At 72.3% G+C, this 15,652-nt stretch carries 8 protein-coding genes; 3 read left to right on the forward strand and 5 right to left on the reverse strand.

Annotated features, from left to right (window positions below; translation table 11 throughout):
* Nucleotides 1-449: 449 nt before the first annotated feature.
* Both WMF34_RS26695 and WMF34_RS26700 read left to right on the forward strand, forming a co-directional pair.
* On the forward strand, nucleotides 450-4,679 hold the full coding sequence (locus tag WMF34_RS26695; protein ID WP_437989541.1) for a TOMM system kinase/cyclase fusion protein: 4,230 nt from the start codon (nucleotides 450-452) through the stop codon (nucleotides 4,677-4,679).
* Between the two features lie 151 nt (nucleotides 4,680-4,830).
* A complete protein-coding gene (locus WMF34_RS26700) occupies nucleotides 4,831-5,280 on the forward strand; it encodes a BMA_0021/BMA_0022 family TOMM bacteriocin (RefSeq protein WP_437989542.1) in 450 nt (149 codons plus the stop codon).
* Between the two features lies 1 nt (nucleotide 5,281).
* On the opposite strand, the gene WMF34_RS26705 is transcribed toward WMF34_RS26700, so the two are convergent.
* Both WMF34_RS26705 and WMF34_RS26710 read right to left on the reverse strand, forming a co-directional pair.
* Nucleotides 5,282-6,454 carry an amidohydrolase family protein gene (locus WMF34_RS26705; RefSeq protein ID WP_437989543.1) on the reverse strand — a complete coding sequence of 391 codons (1,173 nt, stop codon included), beginning with the start codon at nucleotides 6,452-6,454 and terminating at the stop codon, nucleotides 5,282-5,284.
* A 208-nt stretch (nucleotides 6,455-6,662) separates the two neighbouring features.
* Nucleotides 6,663-8,846: a TOMM precursor leader peptide-binding protein gene (locus tag WMF34_RS26710; protein ID WP_437989544.1), complete on the reverse strand. Its 2,184-nt coding sequence runs from the start codon at nucleotides 8,844-8,846 to the stop codon at nucleotides 6,663-6,665.
* A gap of 234 nt (nucleotides 8,847-9,080) precedes the next feature.
* Here WMF34_RS26710 and WMF34_RS26715 point away from each other — a divergent pair, with 234 nt between their 5' ends.
* Nucleotides 9,081-10,940, forward strand: a complete 1,860-nt coding sequence (locus tag WMF34_RS26715) for a sigma 54-interacting transcriptional regulator (RefSeq protein ID WP_231864257.1) — start codon at nucleotides 9,081-9,083, stop codon at nucleotides 10,938-10,940.
* Nucleotides 10,941-10,958: 18 nt separating this feature from the next.
* Here the strand turns inward: WMF34_RS26715 and WMF34_RS26720 are convergent, their stop codons facing one another.
* The 3 genes from WMF34_RS26720 to WMF34_RS26730 all read right to left on the reverse strand — a co-directional run bounded on the left by WMF34_RS26720 (nucleotide 10,959) and on the right by WMF34_RS26730 (nucleotide 15,259).
* Nucleotides 10,959-12,452 (reverse strand): flavin monoamine oxidase family protein, encoded by a 1,494-nt coding sequence (locus WMF34_RS26720; RefSeq protein ID WP_437989545.1) that lies wholly within the window; start codon nucleotides 12,450-12,452, stop codon nucleotides 10,959-10,961.
* A gap of 65 nt (nucleotides 12,453-12,517) precedes the next feature.
* Entirely contained in the window at nucleotides 12,518-13,966 is a 1,449-nt protein-coding gene (locus tag WMF34_RS26725; RefSeq protein WP_437989546.1) for a hypothetical protein, read from the reverse strand.
* Nucleotides 13,967-14,461: 495 nt separating this feature from the next.
* A complete protein-coding gene (locus WMF34_RS26730) occupies nucleotides 14,462-15,259 on the reverse strand; it encodes a sensor histidine kinase (RefSeq protein WP_012237811.1) in 798 nt (265 codons plus the stop codon).
* Between the last annotated feature and the right edge of the window lie 393 nt (nucleotides 15,260-15,652).

Genomic DNA, 15,652 nt, shown 5'->3' on the forward strand with positions numbered 1-15,652 from the left:
CCCTCTCACCGGCCGTGCCAGAGGTCAACTCGCCGCTGTTCACCGCGACTCGCTCGGTCGTCGCGACAGCAGCCACGATAGAAGATTGTAGCCGAATCGAACATTCAGGCGGAGCTCGGCCGCTGCCCCGCGAGGAGCGCGCTTGCGCACGTCGGCCCGTCTCCCCGGAGCCGCGCCCCACGGAGCCGGCCGGGCGCGAGCGTCTTCCGGGGTTTCTTCGCCGAAGCGCCGGAACCCGATCGGCATCGACGGACGTCGACGGAGGTCCACCCTATATGAACCAACGTGAGCAGCGAGGTCGGCCGTGGACAAGCAGTGCTGACGAGATCGACAGCCGCTGTGTCCAGGCGCTTCATCGATGAGGCAGGCCGATCGGCGCAGCGCGTTGCCCTCCTCGGCTCATGCCCGCTCCCGCGGTCGCGCCGGGCCGCCCGGCGGAGGGAGATGGGATGAGCCGCAGCGCCATCGCCTCGGGCGCCGTGTTCCAGGAGCGCTACGAGATCGTCTCCGCGCTGCGCGAGAGCGGCTTCGCCGACGTCTACAAGGGGCGTCAGCTCGCCACCGGACAGCCGGTGGCCATCAAGGTCATGCACCCGATCCGGGGCAGCAAGTCCGCCGACGTCGCGCGGCGCTGCGCCCGCTTCCACCAGGAGGCGCGGTTCTGCGCGCAGCTCCACCACCCCAACATCGTCCGGCTCATCGACGCCGGACAGACGGACGACGGCACCCTCTACACCATCTTCGAGTTCGTGCCCGGCCAGAACCTGGCGGAGGTGCTTGCCGAAGAGATCGCCCTCGATCCGCGCGAGGCGCGGTACCTGATGCTCCAGGTCCTCGACGCCCTCGGCTGCGCCCACGGGCAGAACGTCGTCCACCGCGACCTCAAGCCCAGCAACATCATGATCGTCTCGACCGGGGCGCGGCGAAACGCGCTGGTGCTCGACTTCGGCATCGGCGCGGTCATCGCCGGGGCCATGGAGGGCGTGGATCCCAAGCTCACCCCGAGCAACGAGATCCTCTGCACGCCCGCCTACGCGGCGCCGGAGCAGCTCCTCGGACAGCCGGTGAGCGTGCGTTCGGACCTGTACGCCTGGGGGCTCGTCTTCCTCGAGTGCCTCACCGGCAGGCCGTCGATCACCGGCAGGTCGCTGCAAGAGGTGCTCTTCCGGCAGGCCAGCCCCGAGCCGATCCCGATCCCCCCGGCGCTCCTCGGGCACCCGCTCGGCGCCCTCCTCCGGCGCGCGACCCTCAAGGACATGGCCGCGCGCGTCGTCACGGCCTCGAGCCTGCTGCGCGAGCTCGAGGCCTGCGACGTGGATGCGCTGAGCCGCGAGGACCTCGTCGAGCCCGCGCGAGCGCCCCGCACGCCGCCGGCCCCGAGCCGAGGCGCGGAGGACGCGAGCCCGTGGCGCGGCGTCGCGAGCGAGACGGCGCCGCTCGACGCGCCCTCGCGGGAGTTCCGGGCGCCGCCGAGCGGCCACGCGGCGGCCGAGACGATGCCGTCTCCGGCCACGCCCCGGCGCGTGGACGCGCCGGCCCCGACGGAGCCAGAGGCACCGGCGCTGGAGCGACCCGACGGCGAGCGGCGGCCCCTCACCGTCGTCTGCTGCACCTTCACGGCCTCGGGCCCGGGGCTGAAGACCACCGACGTCGAGGAGATCGACGATCTGCTCGACGAGCAACAGGACGCCTGCGCCGAGATCGCCCGCCGCCACCGGGGGCGCTTCGCCGGCGCGCTGGGGGATCAGGTCCTCTTGCACTTCGGCTATCCCTCCGCGCAGGAGGACGACGCCCGGCGCGCCGCCCGCGCGGCGCTGGAGGTCGTGGCGGACGTGGCGGCGCGCAGCGCGCAGCTCACGGCGGCGCGGGGCGTGGCGCTCGAGGTCCGGATCGGGCTCCACACCGGCCTCGTGGTCGCCGGCCAGATCCATCGGTACACGCAGCACCTCGGGACGACACCGCAGATCGCGGCCCGGCTGAGCGCGGCCGCGGCGCCGGGCACGGTCGTGGTCAGCGGCGAGACCTTCAGGCTCCTCCGGAGCCGGTTCGCGCTCGAGCCGATGGCGCCGCCCGATCTCTCGTCCGTCGCGCGCCCGCTCGCGATCTACCGCATGGGGCAGGAGATCCCTCCCCCGGCCCAGGACCAGGACATCGCCGGCCGCGACACCGAGCCGCTGATCGGGAGGAGCCAGGAGCTCGATCTCCTGCTCCAGCGCTGGGGCCAGGTCCGGCAGGGCATCGGGCAGAGCATCCTCGTCACCGGCGGCCCCGGGATCGGCAAGTCGCGCCTCACCGGGGAGCTCGTCCGGCGGCTCCACGGCGAGCGGCACAGCTGCCTGGAGTGCCGCTGCGTGCCCGATCAGCGGAGCAGCGCGCTCTACCCGTTGATCGAGCTCCTGGAGCGGTTGATCGAGACGGGCCGGGACGACGCGCCGGGGCGCCGGCTCGCCCGGCTCGAGGCGCTCCTCTCGCGCCGCGGCTTCGACCTTCCGGAGATGGTGCCGCTGCTGGCGGCGCTGCTGTCGATCCCCCTGGACGGGCGCTACTCGGCCCCGCTGGACCCGCCGCCGCGGCAGAAGGAGCGGACGCTGAACGCGCTCGCGACGATGCTCTTCGACATGGCCGAGGAGCAGCCCGTCCTGTTCGTGGTCGAGGACCTGCAGTGGGCCGATCCGACGACCCTCGAGTGGCTGGGCGTGATGATCGCCGACGTGCCCTCGGCGCGGCTGATGGCGGTCTTCACCGCGCGGCCCGAGTTCTCGCCGCCCTGGTCGATGTCGGGCATGCTCCAGATCCAGCTGAGCCGCCTGGATCGGTCGGACGTCGAGCACCTGGTGGCGCGCCTCGCCGGCGGCCGCGCCCTGCCTGGGCCCGTGCTCTCGCAGGTGGTCGACCGGACCGACGGCGTCCCGCTCTACGTCGAGGAGCTGACGCGGATGGTGCTCGAGTCCGGGGCGCTCGTGGAGGAGGGGGACCACTACCGCCTCGCCGAGCCGCTCTCGGCGCTCGCGATCCCCACGACGCTGCGGGGACTCCTGGTGGCGCGCCTCGACCGGCTCGGCAGGGCCAAGGAGACGGCCCGCATCGCCGCGGCGCTCGGCCGGGAGTTCTGCCAGGACGTGCTCTGCGCCGTGTCCGCGCTCGACGGGGAGCAGGTCCAGGAGGACCTCGAGCGGCTGATGGCCGCGGATCTCATCCACAGGAAGCGGCGGCTGAACAACCCGACGTACCAGTTCAAGCACGTGCTCATCCGGGACGCGGCCTACGAGTCGCTCTCGAAGCGGAGCCGGCGGAAGGTGCACGCGATCATCGCCCGGACGCTCGAGGCGCGCTTCCCCGAGATCGTCGCGGCGCGGCCCAACCTGCTCGCGCACCACCACGCGGCGGCCGAGCAGCTGGAGCGGGCGATCGCGTACGCGGAGATCGCGGCGGAGCGCGCGCTGAAGCGGCCCGCGAACGCCGACGACACCGAGGCGATCGTCCACGTGACGCAGGCGCTCGGCTGGCTGCCGGCGATCGCGGACGCGCGGGAGCGCGCGCTTTCGGAGCTGCGCCTGAACAGCCTGCTGATCCTGGCGCTCGTACGCCGGCGCGGGTACATGCCGAGGGAGCTCGAGGCGGCGGTCCACCGCTGCGAGGAGCTGAGCGACGAGCTCGGGGAGAGCTCGATGACCCCGCCGACGCTCTGGGCGATGTTCTGGTACCACCACATGCGGAGCCATCGCCGCGAGGCGCGGGCGATAGCAGAGCGGTGGCTCGACCTGGCCAGGCGGTCGCAGGACACCGCGCAGCTGGTCTCGTCGATGGTGCTGCTGGGACAGTGCTCGTTCTTCGAAGGAAAGCTCGCAGAGGCCCGCCAGCAACTCGATGGCGGCATCGCGCTCTACGACCCTCGGGCACATCGGGAGCACGCCTTCTTCTCCGGCGTCGACGTCAAGGTGTGGGCCCAGTACACGCTCGCGGTGGTGCTCTACCTGATGGGCTGTCCAGCGCAGGCGCTCGCCCACGGGCAGGCCGCGGTGGCGTGGGCACGCGAGCTCGATCACCTGAACAGCCTCGGGATGGCGCTGCTCCACCTGGCCGGCGTCTACCACTATGCCCGCGAACGGGAGCAGGTCTCGGCGATGATCGACTCCCTCCTCCGGCTGACGGAGCATCATCAGCTCTGGGTCACCGCTCACTGCTGGGCCCTGCGCTGCTGGACTCAGCGGGACCTCGAGCAGCTGAGACAGCACATCGAGACGATCCGGGACGGCGGCCAGCAGAGCGGCCTACCGTACTGGCTCTCTCTCGTGGCAGAGCTCGAGGCCGAGCGCGGGCAGCACGAGGCCGCGGTGGAGCAGCTCGCGGGCTGCCTGCTGCTCGCCGAGGAGTCGGGGGACGTGTACTACGTCGCGGAGCTCTACCGCATGAAGGGGCTGTCTCTTCACGCCCTGGGCGCCGGCGCGGAGCAGGAGAGCGAGCGGTGCTTGCGGCGATCGATCGCCGTGGCGCGGGAGCAGGGCGCGAGGACGTTCGAGCTGCGCTCGACCGTGGCGCTCTGCCAGATGCTCGTGCAGCAGGCCCGGCGCGACGAGGCGCGCCCCCTGCTCAGGCAGCTCACCGACTGGCCTGTGGAGTGCGCCGATCTTCCCGATTTTGCCACGGTGCGAGCGCTGCTCCAGGAAGTGACCGATTGATCTGCCGCGGCGGCGCCTCGGTCGCTTTCAGCGCACTTGCATCTGCGTTTATTTGCATTGGACGCGCGAAGGGCTCGACGGCGCGCGGCGCCGGTTCCATGAGCTCCATATCCCATGCCAGGGCCTGCGGCACCGGCGATTGGAGGTGACCATGTTTTCCCATCAATCATCCAAGTACATGTCCAGGATCGCGGAAACCGACGGCGCTCCCGCGCATCTCGACGAGGAGGCGCGCTCTCCGCACGAGCGAGGAGCGATGGAGGAAGGGCTCTTGGAGCTGGAAGGGGCCTGGTTGCGCGCCATCGCGCTCTGCTGGGAAGACCCGACGCAGCGCGATCGGTTGAAGAGCGACCCGCGGGGGTACTTGATGGCTCGCTGCGGCTATGCGTTGCCGCCAGGCGTCGAGCTGACCATCCGCGAGGCGGGGGAGCCAGGCTCGCCGGGCGGCGACGCGCTGCGCTTCTGCGAGCAGCGCAGGGGCTGGGACCCGTCGGCGGGCGCCATCACGCTCTGTATTCCACCGCCGCCGGAGCTGGAGGATCGGCCCGTCGCGCTGGCCGAGCTCACGAGCGACTCCGGCTCGTCTTGCATCATCTGCTGAGTCATCCGTCGATGCCGTAGAAGCTGGCGGCGTTGTCCCACAGGATCTTGCGGAGGCCCTCTCCGGGGAGCTTGCGGTGGAGCGCGAGCGCCCGCTCCACCATGCCTGCGTCGTGATCGATGTGGGGGAAGTCCGTCCCGAAGATCGCCCTGTCCTCGCCGAGCCATGGGATCGCCTGCTCCAGGCACGGCTCGTCCGGCTCGATCTCGATGAAGCACTGGCGGCGGAAGTACGCGGACGGCGCTCGGCGGACGTGCGGCGCGACCTCCTCGGCCAGGCCCCGGTACTCGATCTCGTCGAGGCGCCAGAGCCAGTAAGGCAGCCACCCGCAGCCGGCCTCGAGGAAGGCCACCCGCAGGCCGGGGTGTCGCTCGAGCACGCCGCCCTCGATCAGCGCGAGCAAGGCCATCATCTGCTCCATCGGGTGCGAGCAGGCGTGCAGGGCGAAGCGGCTGCGAAAGCGATCGGCGCCGGCCGCCGGCAAGGAGGCGTGCGTGCCCTCGTGGATGGCGACGGCGATCGAGCGCCGCTCGCACTCGGCCCAGAACGCCTCGTACGCAGGGTCGCCCAGCGTTCGCCCCGCGACGGGGTTCGGCCGGAGCACGACGGCGCGGAAGCCGAGCGCGGCCGCGCGCGCGAGCTCGGGCACCATCTGCGCCGGATCGTGCGGGCTCATCAAGGCCACGCCACGGAGGCGCGAGGGGTCGTGATCGCAGAAGCCCCGTAACCAGGTATTGTACGCCCTGGCGAGCGCGCTCGCCAGCGCGGGCTCCAGCGGGGTCATGCCGAGGAGCGCCAGCGCGAGCGTCGGGTAGAGGAACGCCACGTCGATGCCCTCGCGATCCATGTCGTCGAGCTGCGCTCGCGGCTGATCCAGCGGCCCGAGCGGCGCGAGCGCCTCGAGCCGCCGGCGGCCGGCGGCGGCGATCGCGCGCCAGGTCCGCGCGCTCATCCGGTGATGGACCGGCCGGCCATCCACCATCGGCTGCGGGGGGAGCCGGAGCAGCCCCTCCGGCCCGAGGTGCGCCACGCGGTCGGCCAGGGGCTCGCCATCGCCGGCGTACGCGAGGTACGGGGCGTGAGCGCGGAGCTCCGGCTCGAGGTGGGTCTTCCACAGAGAGAGCGGCTCGATGACGTGACGATCCGCGTCGAGGATGCGATAGCCGTCGCGCACGGGACATCTCCTCTTCTGCTTCTGCTTGCTTCTGCTGCTGCCGAATCCCCCGGACCAGGCCTGGAGCGACGATCGGGTTGAAGCCGCATGCAAACAGCGAGAAGTTGAACCGCCAAGACGCCAAGAGACGCCAAATATTTGTTGTTTTCTTGGCGTCTTTTGGCGTCTTGGCGGCTCATTTCTCTGGTTTCCAAGCGGGTCGGTTGCTCTAGACGACCAGCGGCACAGGGTTCAGGTCCTCTTCCCGGTTCGCCCGCTCGAGCCACCCGAGGCGGACCGGAACGTCGTAGAGGCGCCCCGGCCCGAAGCGGGGCCAGAAGTGCCGGAGGCCGGGCACCGCGACCTTCACGGCGCACAGGCCGGTGTCGGGCCGCGTCTGGTCGAGCACCACGGTCTCCAGGCCGGCGCGCGCCGCGCGCTCCACGCAGTCGATCACGTCGTCGCGCAGGTCGTCGCGCCGGACGACGGGGTAGTCGCCGAGCGCCCGCGCCGGGGCCCCGTCGTCGGGGAACAGGTAGGCCTCGCCGGTCAGGGCGGCGCGATCCCAGCCGCGGGCCGGCGCGAGGTCGCGGGGGTCGAAGAGCTGATTGAGCTCGGTCAGCGCCCGCTGCACGCCGAGGCGGGCGTCGTGATGACAGCCGAAGCCGAGCGTGAGCCGGGCGGAGTCCGCCGCCCGCGCCACGGCGACGAACGCCGGGATGCCGAGATCGTTCGTGACGTCGAGGACCCAGAGGCGCCAGCCGAGGCCGCGGTAGTGCCCCTCGAGCGCGTCGAAATACGGATCTCCGAAGCTCTTCAGATCGACCGCGGGGCGGCGGGCGCGGTTGTACCACCAGAGCGCGACCGCATCCCGCTCCACGAGCTCCAGGAAGCCTTGCAGGATCGCCTCCTCGAGGCAGTTGCCCGCCGCGTGCCCGCTCGGGTTGAACGAGCAGAACGGCGCGCCGGACGCCGCCGGCACGTGGAGATAACAGGCCGCGGCCGGGAGGTAGCGCCGCCTCCCGTGCGTCAGCGACCACGCAGGAGCCCAGTCGATGACGGCGCCCGGGTCGTACGGCAGGGGGACTGCCAGCCTGGGATCGCCCGGCGGGGCGCCGGCCGCCCTCGCGCCGAGCTGCGCCTCGCTGAAGTGGTGCAGGGCGTCCGGAGGGATGCCGTCGCCGCCGAGCTCGTCCAGGCGCGCGCGGCGCAGGGGCTCGTCGCCCTGGTAGGTCGCGCTGTAGCGCTCGATCGCCTCGCACAGCGCGCTCGCCCTGGCCTGGGCGTAGGAGCGGCCCTTGCCACCGCTCGCCCGGTGGAAGTCGCCGAACGCAGGGGCGTCCCCCGCCGGGCAGACGCGGTGGACGGCCCCGTAGACGGGACGGAGCGGGTGATCGCGCCCCTCCACGGGGCCCAGGCTCGCGACGAGCCCGGTCGACGGGCTCACGTGGCGGAGGACGCGCGCCAGGGTCTCCTCGGGCGGAACGGCGCGGTGGGCGCCGTCGTCGGTGAAGCGCTTGGGGCGACGCTCCAGCACCACGGGCGCGAGCGCGCGCGCCCGCGCGCCGTCGGGGTCGCCGCAGGCCGGGCACTGGGGCCGCCGCTCCACCGGGTGCTCCGCGATCCGCGCGCGCGAGAGGTCGAGGCTGTAGAGGCGATCATCGAGCGGCCCCGCGCCTCCCGCGGCGATCCAGGTCGAGACGAGCACCGCGGCGAGCCCGAGCGCCGCGCGCCGTCCCGCAGGCAGGCCGACGAGCGGCGGCAGGAGCGGCCCGCGACCGCCGCGCCGCCGCTCCAGGTACACCTCGACCGGCCGGTTGTGCCGTACACGGTGCGCGAGGCAGGCCCAGCACGGCCCAGCGCCCGGGCGGAACACCGGGCCGATCCACGGCTCGACCCCGCCGGGCTTGATCGGCACCCAGCGGAGCGCCTCCCGGAGCGCGCGCCGGTTCCACGCGTCGAGTGCGGCGTCCAGGTAATCGTCGGTCGCCAGGACCACGAGCGCGGCCTCCGGCTGCACGACGATGCCCGCCTCGGCGAGCGCGCCGGCGAGCGCCTGCGGGTCCTCGCCCCCCACCGCCCGCACGGCGACGGGCGTCGACGCGAGGCGCTGCGCGGCGCGCGCGGCGTCCGCCCCCAGCGCCTGCCAGAAGCCCGCAACCTCGCGAGCAGGCGCGGTCTCGGTGACGTAGCCTCGCTCCTCCAGACGCCTCAGGGCGTAGCGGACCTCGGGCGCGGAGGCCTCGCCGTCGAGCGCGGCGACGAGCTCGTCCGCCGTCCGCCGGCCGTCGAGGAGCGGCCCCAGGAGGTGAACGACGCGGCCGCGGAGCATGGTGCGCTCACGCTCGCCGATCAGGAACACCGTCTCCTTGTCACCAGCGAGCTCGACGCCCAGGTGGTGCTTGAATTGCAAGGTGCGCCGGGTGCATTGGACGCGTTGGAGGCGCGGGGTGCGTGGGATGCGCTTCATGAACACCGGACCCTGATGGACAAGCTGGTGCGTCGCCGCCCGCCGGAGACGCCCGTGCTGGTGCGCAATTCAGCGTCAGCGAGCGCCTGCGTGGAGCGCGGGCGGGCGGGCTCGCCGGCGCACGCCGCGCCGCCCGCGAGCCCGGGGGCGAGGTCGTGTGAGAAGGGGGTGAGCAGCGTGGCAGTCATTCGCGAGACGGACATCGGCCCGGAGACAACGCCGCTGTCCAGCAGCTTCATCGATGCGATCCAGGGTGTCAGGCAGGACGATCGACGCGTCGCCCTGCTCGTCTATCACCGCGACGGCGCCGAGCGCGCCGTGCTGAGCCCGGGCGTGCCGGTCGTGATCGGCCGGGCGCCGCCGTCGCAGGTCCAGATCGGCGACGTCAGCCTCTCGCGCGAGCACGCCCGCTTCACCCAGTCCGGCGACAAGGTCGTCATCGAGGATCTGCGCTCGACCAACGGCACCTGGCTCGGCGGCGAGCGCATCACGCGAGGCGAGGTGAAGCCGGGCGAGGAGGTGATCCTCGGCAAGGTGGTGGTCGCCGTCCGCTCGATCACGGCGGCCGAGGACGAGCTGCCAGGGCTGATGAGCCACGAGCAGCTCCGCGTCGCCCTCGAGGAGGAGGTGAAGCGCGCGCGGTACTTCGGGCGGAGCTTCGCGGTCGTGATGGCCCGGGTCGCCCGCCAGCCCGGCGCCCACGTGAGCCACCTGTTCCCGCGCGTGCGGGCGCTGCTGCGCCCCGTGGACCGGATCGCGCTCTACAGCTCGGACGTGGTGGCGGCGCTGCTGCTCGAGGCCGGCACGGAGGTGGCGCTCGACGTGGCGCGCGCGCTCGCCGCGCCCCCCGGGGGCGGGTCGCCCGTCGTGCTCGCGGGGTTCGCGACGTTCCCCGACGCGGGGACCGTGGCGGAGGAGCTGCTCGATCGGTGCTGGAGCGCCGTGCGCAGCGCGACGGTGGAGCAGCCGGTGCGCTCGGCGCCGGGCGGGACCTGGAAGAGCAGCCCGGGCACCTGCAATTTCGAGCCGGTCGTCGTGAGCTCCGCGATGCGCCGCGTCTTCGAGATCGTCAAGCGGGTCTCGCGCTCGTCGATCCCGGTCCTCTTGCTGGGCGAGACGGGGACGGGCAAGGAGGTCGTGGCGCGGGCGATCCACGACGGCGGCCCGCGGAGCGGCAAGCCGATGGTGTGCGTCAACTGCGGGGCGATCCCGCAGCAGCTCGTCGAGAGCACGCTCTTCGGCCACGAGCGCGGCGCGTTCACCGGGGCATGGCAGCAGCAGCGAGGGGTGTTCGAGGCGGCGGACGGCGGCACGGTCTTCCTCGACGAGATCGGCGAGCTGCCGGCCGCGGTGCAGGCCGCGCTCCTGCGCGTCCTCGAGACGCGGCAGGTGACCCGCGTCGGCTCGAACAAGCCGATCGACGTCGACGCGCGCGTCGTCGCGGCGACCCACCGCGACGTCGAGGCGATGTGCGCGTCCGGCGCGTTCCGCAGCGATCTGTTCTACCGCCTGAACACGATGACGATGACGATCCCGCCGCTCCGGGCGCGCCCGGAGGACATCGAGCCGCTCGCGCTGCGCTTCCTCGACCAGGCGAACCAGGCGAACGGCCGGTCGATCCGCGGCTTCGACGCCGACTCGCTCGCGCGGCTCCGGGCGTACTCCTGGCCGGGGAACGCGCGGGAGCTGCGGAACGCGATCGAGCGGGCCGTGGTCATCGCCGAGGGCGAGTGGATCGCCGAGGAGGATCTGCCTGAGCGCGCCCGGGCGGCGCCCTCCTCCGAGCCGGCGGCGGAGGCGGAGAAGGAGCGACCGTACCAGATCGGAGAGCTCACCGCCGCGCCCCCGGGCGGAGACTACCTGAAGACGCGGCTCCAGCGCTGCGAGGCCGAGCTGATCGTCGAGGCGCTCCGCAAGGCGAGCGGGAACCAGACGGAGGCGGCGCGCGCGCTGGGCATGCCGCTGCGCACGCTCGTCTACAAGCTCAAGGCGCACGGCATCAAGCGGCTCGGGTACGCGCCCCCCCGGGAGCCGTAGCGCGCGCCGCATCGACGATCAGGGCACGGTCTGGAGCGCGCTCTCGGCCGAGCGGAGCGCGCCCTCGATCCCTTGATAATCGCAGTAGGCCTCGCCACAGACATGGACGCTGCCGACAGGCGCGTTGCTGCCGGGGAGGTCGAACGCCCTCAGCCTCTCGAGGACCTCCCACGATCTGACGCCTGGCCGCCAGGTATGGGCCCCCGCCCCGTAGGGCTCCCGGCTCCAGTCCCGGATGGCCCAGGTCGTCACGGTGCCGGCGGCGCGCTGCCGCCCGGCCGGGTCCTGGAGATCCACGCCGAGGTATTTCAGGAGCTGCCGCTTCAGCGCCTCGCTGCCGTCGATCTCCGCGCGATCGTGGGCCTCGCCCTGGACATAGACCTTCCAGAACTCCGTGGCCGGTCGATCGGTGTAGAGCATGATCATGCCCTTGCCGTCGCTCTCGCGGTAGGTGGTGTGGACCTCCCTGGCGGGCATCAGCGACGCGTTCCTGTGGGGCGGCGTGCGCCCCGTCCACCACGGCGCGTCCGTGACCAGGAAGCATTTGAGGAGCGGAAACCCGAAGACCGCGTCGAGATCCCGCTGGATCTCCCCGGAGAAGCAGCCGGCGAGCCGCATCAGGGGGCTGCGGGGCAAGGCGAGGATCACGTGCTTCGCGACGGCCTCCACCGTCTCCGCGCCGCGGGTGAACTGCAGGCGGATCTTCCCTCCTTCCGCTGCCGCGAGCGACGTGAGCGCGTGGCGAAGGTGGATGGCGACCTGCTCGGGGCGCCGCTCGAGCTCCCGCACCAGCGCGAGGGGCAGCGCCCGGGAGCCGCCTTCGATGCTGACGAGCGAGGCGTCCCCCTCCCCCTCGCTGGACAGCGCGCGAAGCCAGAAGACGATCCAGTCCATGGCGTTGGGGTTCTCCGGGATCAGGTGGAAGAACGTGCCCTGATCGCGGATCGCGAGCACGGCCCCGTGGCCGAGGACGTCGCTCAGCGCGTTCCAGAACCCCTGTTCGTAGAGGAAGTCGCCTCCCAGCCTGGCGCCGCGGCGCATGCTGGCATAGTCGTCCTCCGCGAGGCGCCTCAGCCATTCCCGGTGCTTCGCGTCCCTGGGGTCGTCCGGATTGCCGGGGCTCGCCCACGGGGTGTCCTTCAAGATCCTCAGGATACCGAGCTTCATCAGCTCGAGCGTCGTGTGGGGGCGATGAGCGGGTCCGGCCTCGTCGGGGGAGAGGGAGAACCGCGGCCCCTGGACGGGCTCGGCCGCATACGGGGTGAACGGCCTGGTCGTCAGGCCGAGCTCGTCGAGCAGCCCCATCAGCAGGCGCTGCCGGCGCTTCTCGAAGCGCATGGGGCCGCACTCGGCGAGGAAACCATCGAGGTCGACCGTCTCGATCCGGCCCCCGAACCGCTCCGAGGCTTCGAAGAGCCCGACGGTGCGGCCCGGGTCCCGCCGGGCGAGGCGAAAGCTGCAGTAGAGGCCGGTGATGCCGGCGCCGACCACGATCGTATCGAACTCTTGCACGCGGATCCTCCTCGGTTCCTGGACAGGGGGTGAGGCCGGCGCCCCCGCCGGCCTGCGCGGCGCTGTCACGCGGCTGCCCGCTCGGCACAGGCGCCGCCCATCTCCACGCCTTCCTGCGTCGTTTCATAGAACAGGAAGCGCCCGGTGGTCGCCTCGCAGACGGCCTGCCAGCCGCGCATCCGCCCGACGACATCGAACGAGAGCCCCCAGCGAGGCGTCTCGTCGATCACGCGCACACCGAGGGCGTGCATCGGCAAGAGGGCGACCGGCGCCAGGGCATGGAAGACGCTGAGGGCGGGCCGCGGACAGCCGGGCTTGGCGTGGACGCTCGCGCGGAGGTAGCTGGCGCTGGAGAAGCCGAGGCCGTCGACCACCCGCTCGATCAGGCCGAGGCCCCGGATGCCATGATGGTTGATGGCCATGTAGAGGGGCGTCACCTCGTCCGTCGCCGCCTGGAAGGCCCTGGCCTGGGCGGCGAGCCCGGTGGGGATCCCGTCCGGGTGCCCGGCCACGGCGGCATAGAACAGCACCGCTTCGTCCTCGTCGGAGAGGCCGCAGTCCTTGATGAACATCAGCGATCTCGACTGGGCGGCGGCCGCCTCCCTCACCGCTTGATCCTCCGCGATCGAGGCGACCACCTCCGCGGCGCTGCGCTCGACGACGCCGCTCCAGTCCGCGGGCAGGTACGCGAGGGTATCGGCGACGATCACCTCGTCACGGACGCCGAGGCGGGGTAGATCGCGCCAGAGCTGCTCGAGGTGGCTCCGGACCTCGTCCGCGCAGAAGCCCATGTCGCGGGTGTGAAGGCACGTATCCGGCACGACCACCACGTGGGCGCCGCCAGGGTGGAACTCGCGCAGGACGCGCGCCAGCGCCGCTCGCATCTTGATACCGAGGAACTCGGCGAAATCGGGCCCCCGGCCGAACCTGCCTGTCTTGAGCGGCACTGGCACCTTGCCGCCGCCCTCCGGCATGGCCAGCACGATGGGCTCACCCGTCCGCACGATCCGCGCGAGCCTGGCGTCGAACTCGGCCATGTCGCGGGGGCACTCGAACCGGGTCTTGCTTGTCTGGATCGAGGCCTTCTTGATGATGGCCTTGAGCTGGGCGGCCCTGTCGCCGTGTCGGGCCCCTGCCTTTCGCAAGCAGTCCTCGAAAGGGCGGATCGCCTGATCGAGCTCGCCGAGGAAGACGTCGATCTCGGCAGGCCCGGCGAAGCGGACCGAGGCCGCAGGTAGCCTGCCGCCGGACAGCACGCGCTGCTTCGCGGCGAGGAGCTCCGGCGCCCTGGCGAGGCCGGCGGCCGGCTGGGTCACGGCGCTCTGGTAGCGAGGGGCGGCGGTGCGGCTGGAAGCCGCCCTCTCCCCGCCGAGCTCCGCGAGGTCGGCGGGTCGCGCGCTCGTGGGATGACGCGCGCCGTGAGCCTCGGTGTTCTTCGTGGCCTCCGAGACGGTGGAGGGGTGACCTTTGCCGAGCACAATGCGGATGAGGTCGCTGGTCGCTTCGATCTTCATGGTTCTCCCCTGCGACGCGGGCGCCACGACGACGCCCCATCGATCGATCGGCTCCGCTTCGATCGAGCATTCGCCGAACGCGGATTGCCTATCTGGCCCTAGCTCTCACGTGAGCCAGAGCACACCTCGTGCCGGCGGGGCTCACGCAGATTCACGGGGATATCGGCGCGCTGGCCGCGCGAGCGGGGATGAGCGCGCGGACCGCTACACGATCGAGCAATGGATTGCGTGCCGGGGAGGGCGCGCCCCGTCGTCGGCGGGTGATGGCGTCCTCCGCGAGGCGGGAGATCACGAGATCTCGCGGCGAACGGGCAAGTCGCGCCGGCGCGTGCCTGCGCTGCCTCGCGCGGCGGCGGGCGGCGGGCGCGCCGCGCGTGACCGGTGAGCTCACGTCGACGGTGGGGGATGCGCGGCGCTTCGCGGTGGGGGCGCGCGCTCGCCGAGGGGATGGGGAGGGCGACGGCGTGTGGGCGGGCGTCGCAGGGAGCGACGGTGTCAGGGAGCGAGCGAGATGGCGGCGCGACTGGCGGGCTCGGGCTCGAGGGGGAGCTCGACCATGAAGGTCGAGCCGCAGCCCGGCGAGCTCTCCACGCCGATGGTTCCGCCGTGAGCGCGCACGATCTCGCGCGCGATGTAGAGCCCGAGCCCGAGGCCGCCGAAGTGCACAACGCCGCCCGCGCGCTCGAAGCACCTGAAGATGCGGGCCTGGTCCTCCTCCGCGATGCCCGCGCCTCGATCGCGGACGAGGAGCTCCGCTCCGCCGGGACAGGCCTTCACCTCGATGGATATCGGCCGGCCCGCGCCGAACTGGATGGCGTTCTTGACGAGATGGAACACGAGGCGTCCCATCTGCTCCCGATCCCAGCGGCCGACGATGTTCTCCGGCGCGTCGATGGAGATCGTGGAGGACGGGGAGCGGAGCTCCACCGGGAGCTCGGCGATCACCTCCCGGACGAGCGCCCCGAGGTCGACGGTTTCGCGCGCGGGATCGAGCGGGCCTGATCGGAGCCGGATCGCCTGGAGCATGTCATCGCAGAGCCGGGTGAGCCGGTTGACCTGCCGGCCGACGACCTCGAGCGAGGCGACCCACGTTGACCCGTCCTCCGCCCGTTGCTCGCTCAGCCGCTTCATCCGCTGCACCTGCAAGTTGAGCGAGGTCAGCGGCGTCAGGAGCTCGTGCGACGCTAGCGTGAGGAACTCGTCCCGAACACTGGCGCCTGCGTCGGGCTCGCAGCCACGGGCGGGCCGGCGAGCTTCGGGGGTTCCAGTGAGCGGGGCGTTCGAGACGGACATGGTTCAACTCCCGTTGGAGAGTGGATGGACTTTCGCGCTCGCGTCCGAAGCATCGGCGATGCCATGCGTCATCGCCCTGGGAGAAGCGCGGTTTCCGAGGCACCTCGCGCTGGATCCGGGCCGCCGAGGGCGGGGGTGCCGTGGCGCCCGGCGAACGGTTGCTCAGGTACGCAAGAAGCAGAGCGTGGAGCGACCCGACCCAGGTTGGGACGACCCGACCCAGGTTGGGACGACCGCGACCCGCGACCCGACCCAGGTTGGGACGACCGCGACCCGACCCAGGTTGGGACGACCGCGACCGCGACCCGACCCAGGTTGGCGAGCCGACCCCAGGTTGGGGCAGCGACCGGCGACCCCGACCCAGGTTGGACGACCGCGACCCGACCCAGGTTG

Origin of the sequence: Sorangium sp. So ce145 (assembly GCF_051525985.1) — a bacterium.
GTDB classification, from domain to species: domain Bacteria; phylum Myxococcota_A; class Polyangia; order Polyangiales; family Polyangiaceae; genus Sorangium; species Sorangium cellulosum_B.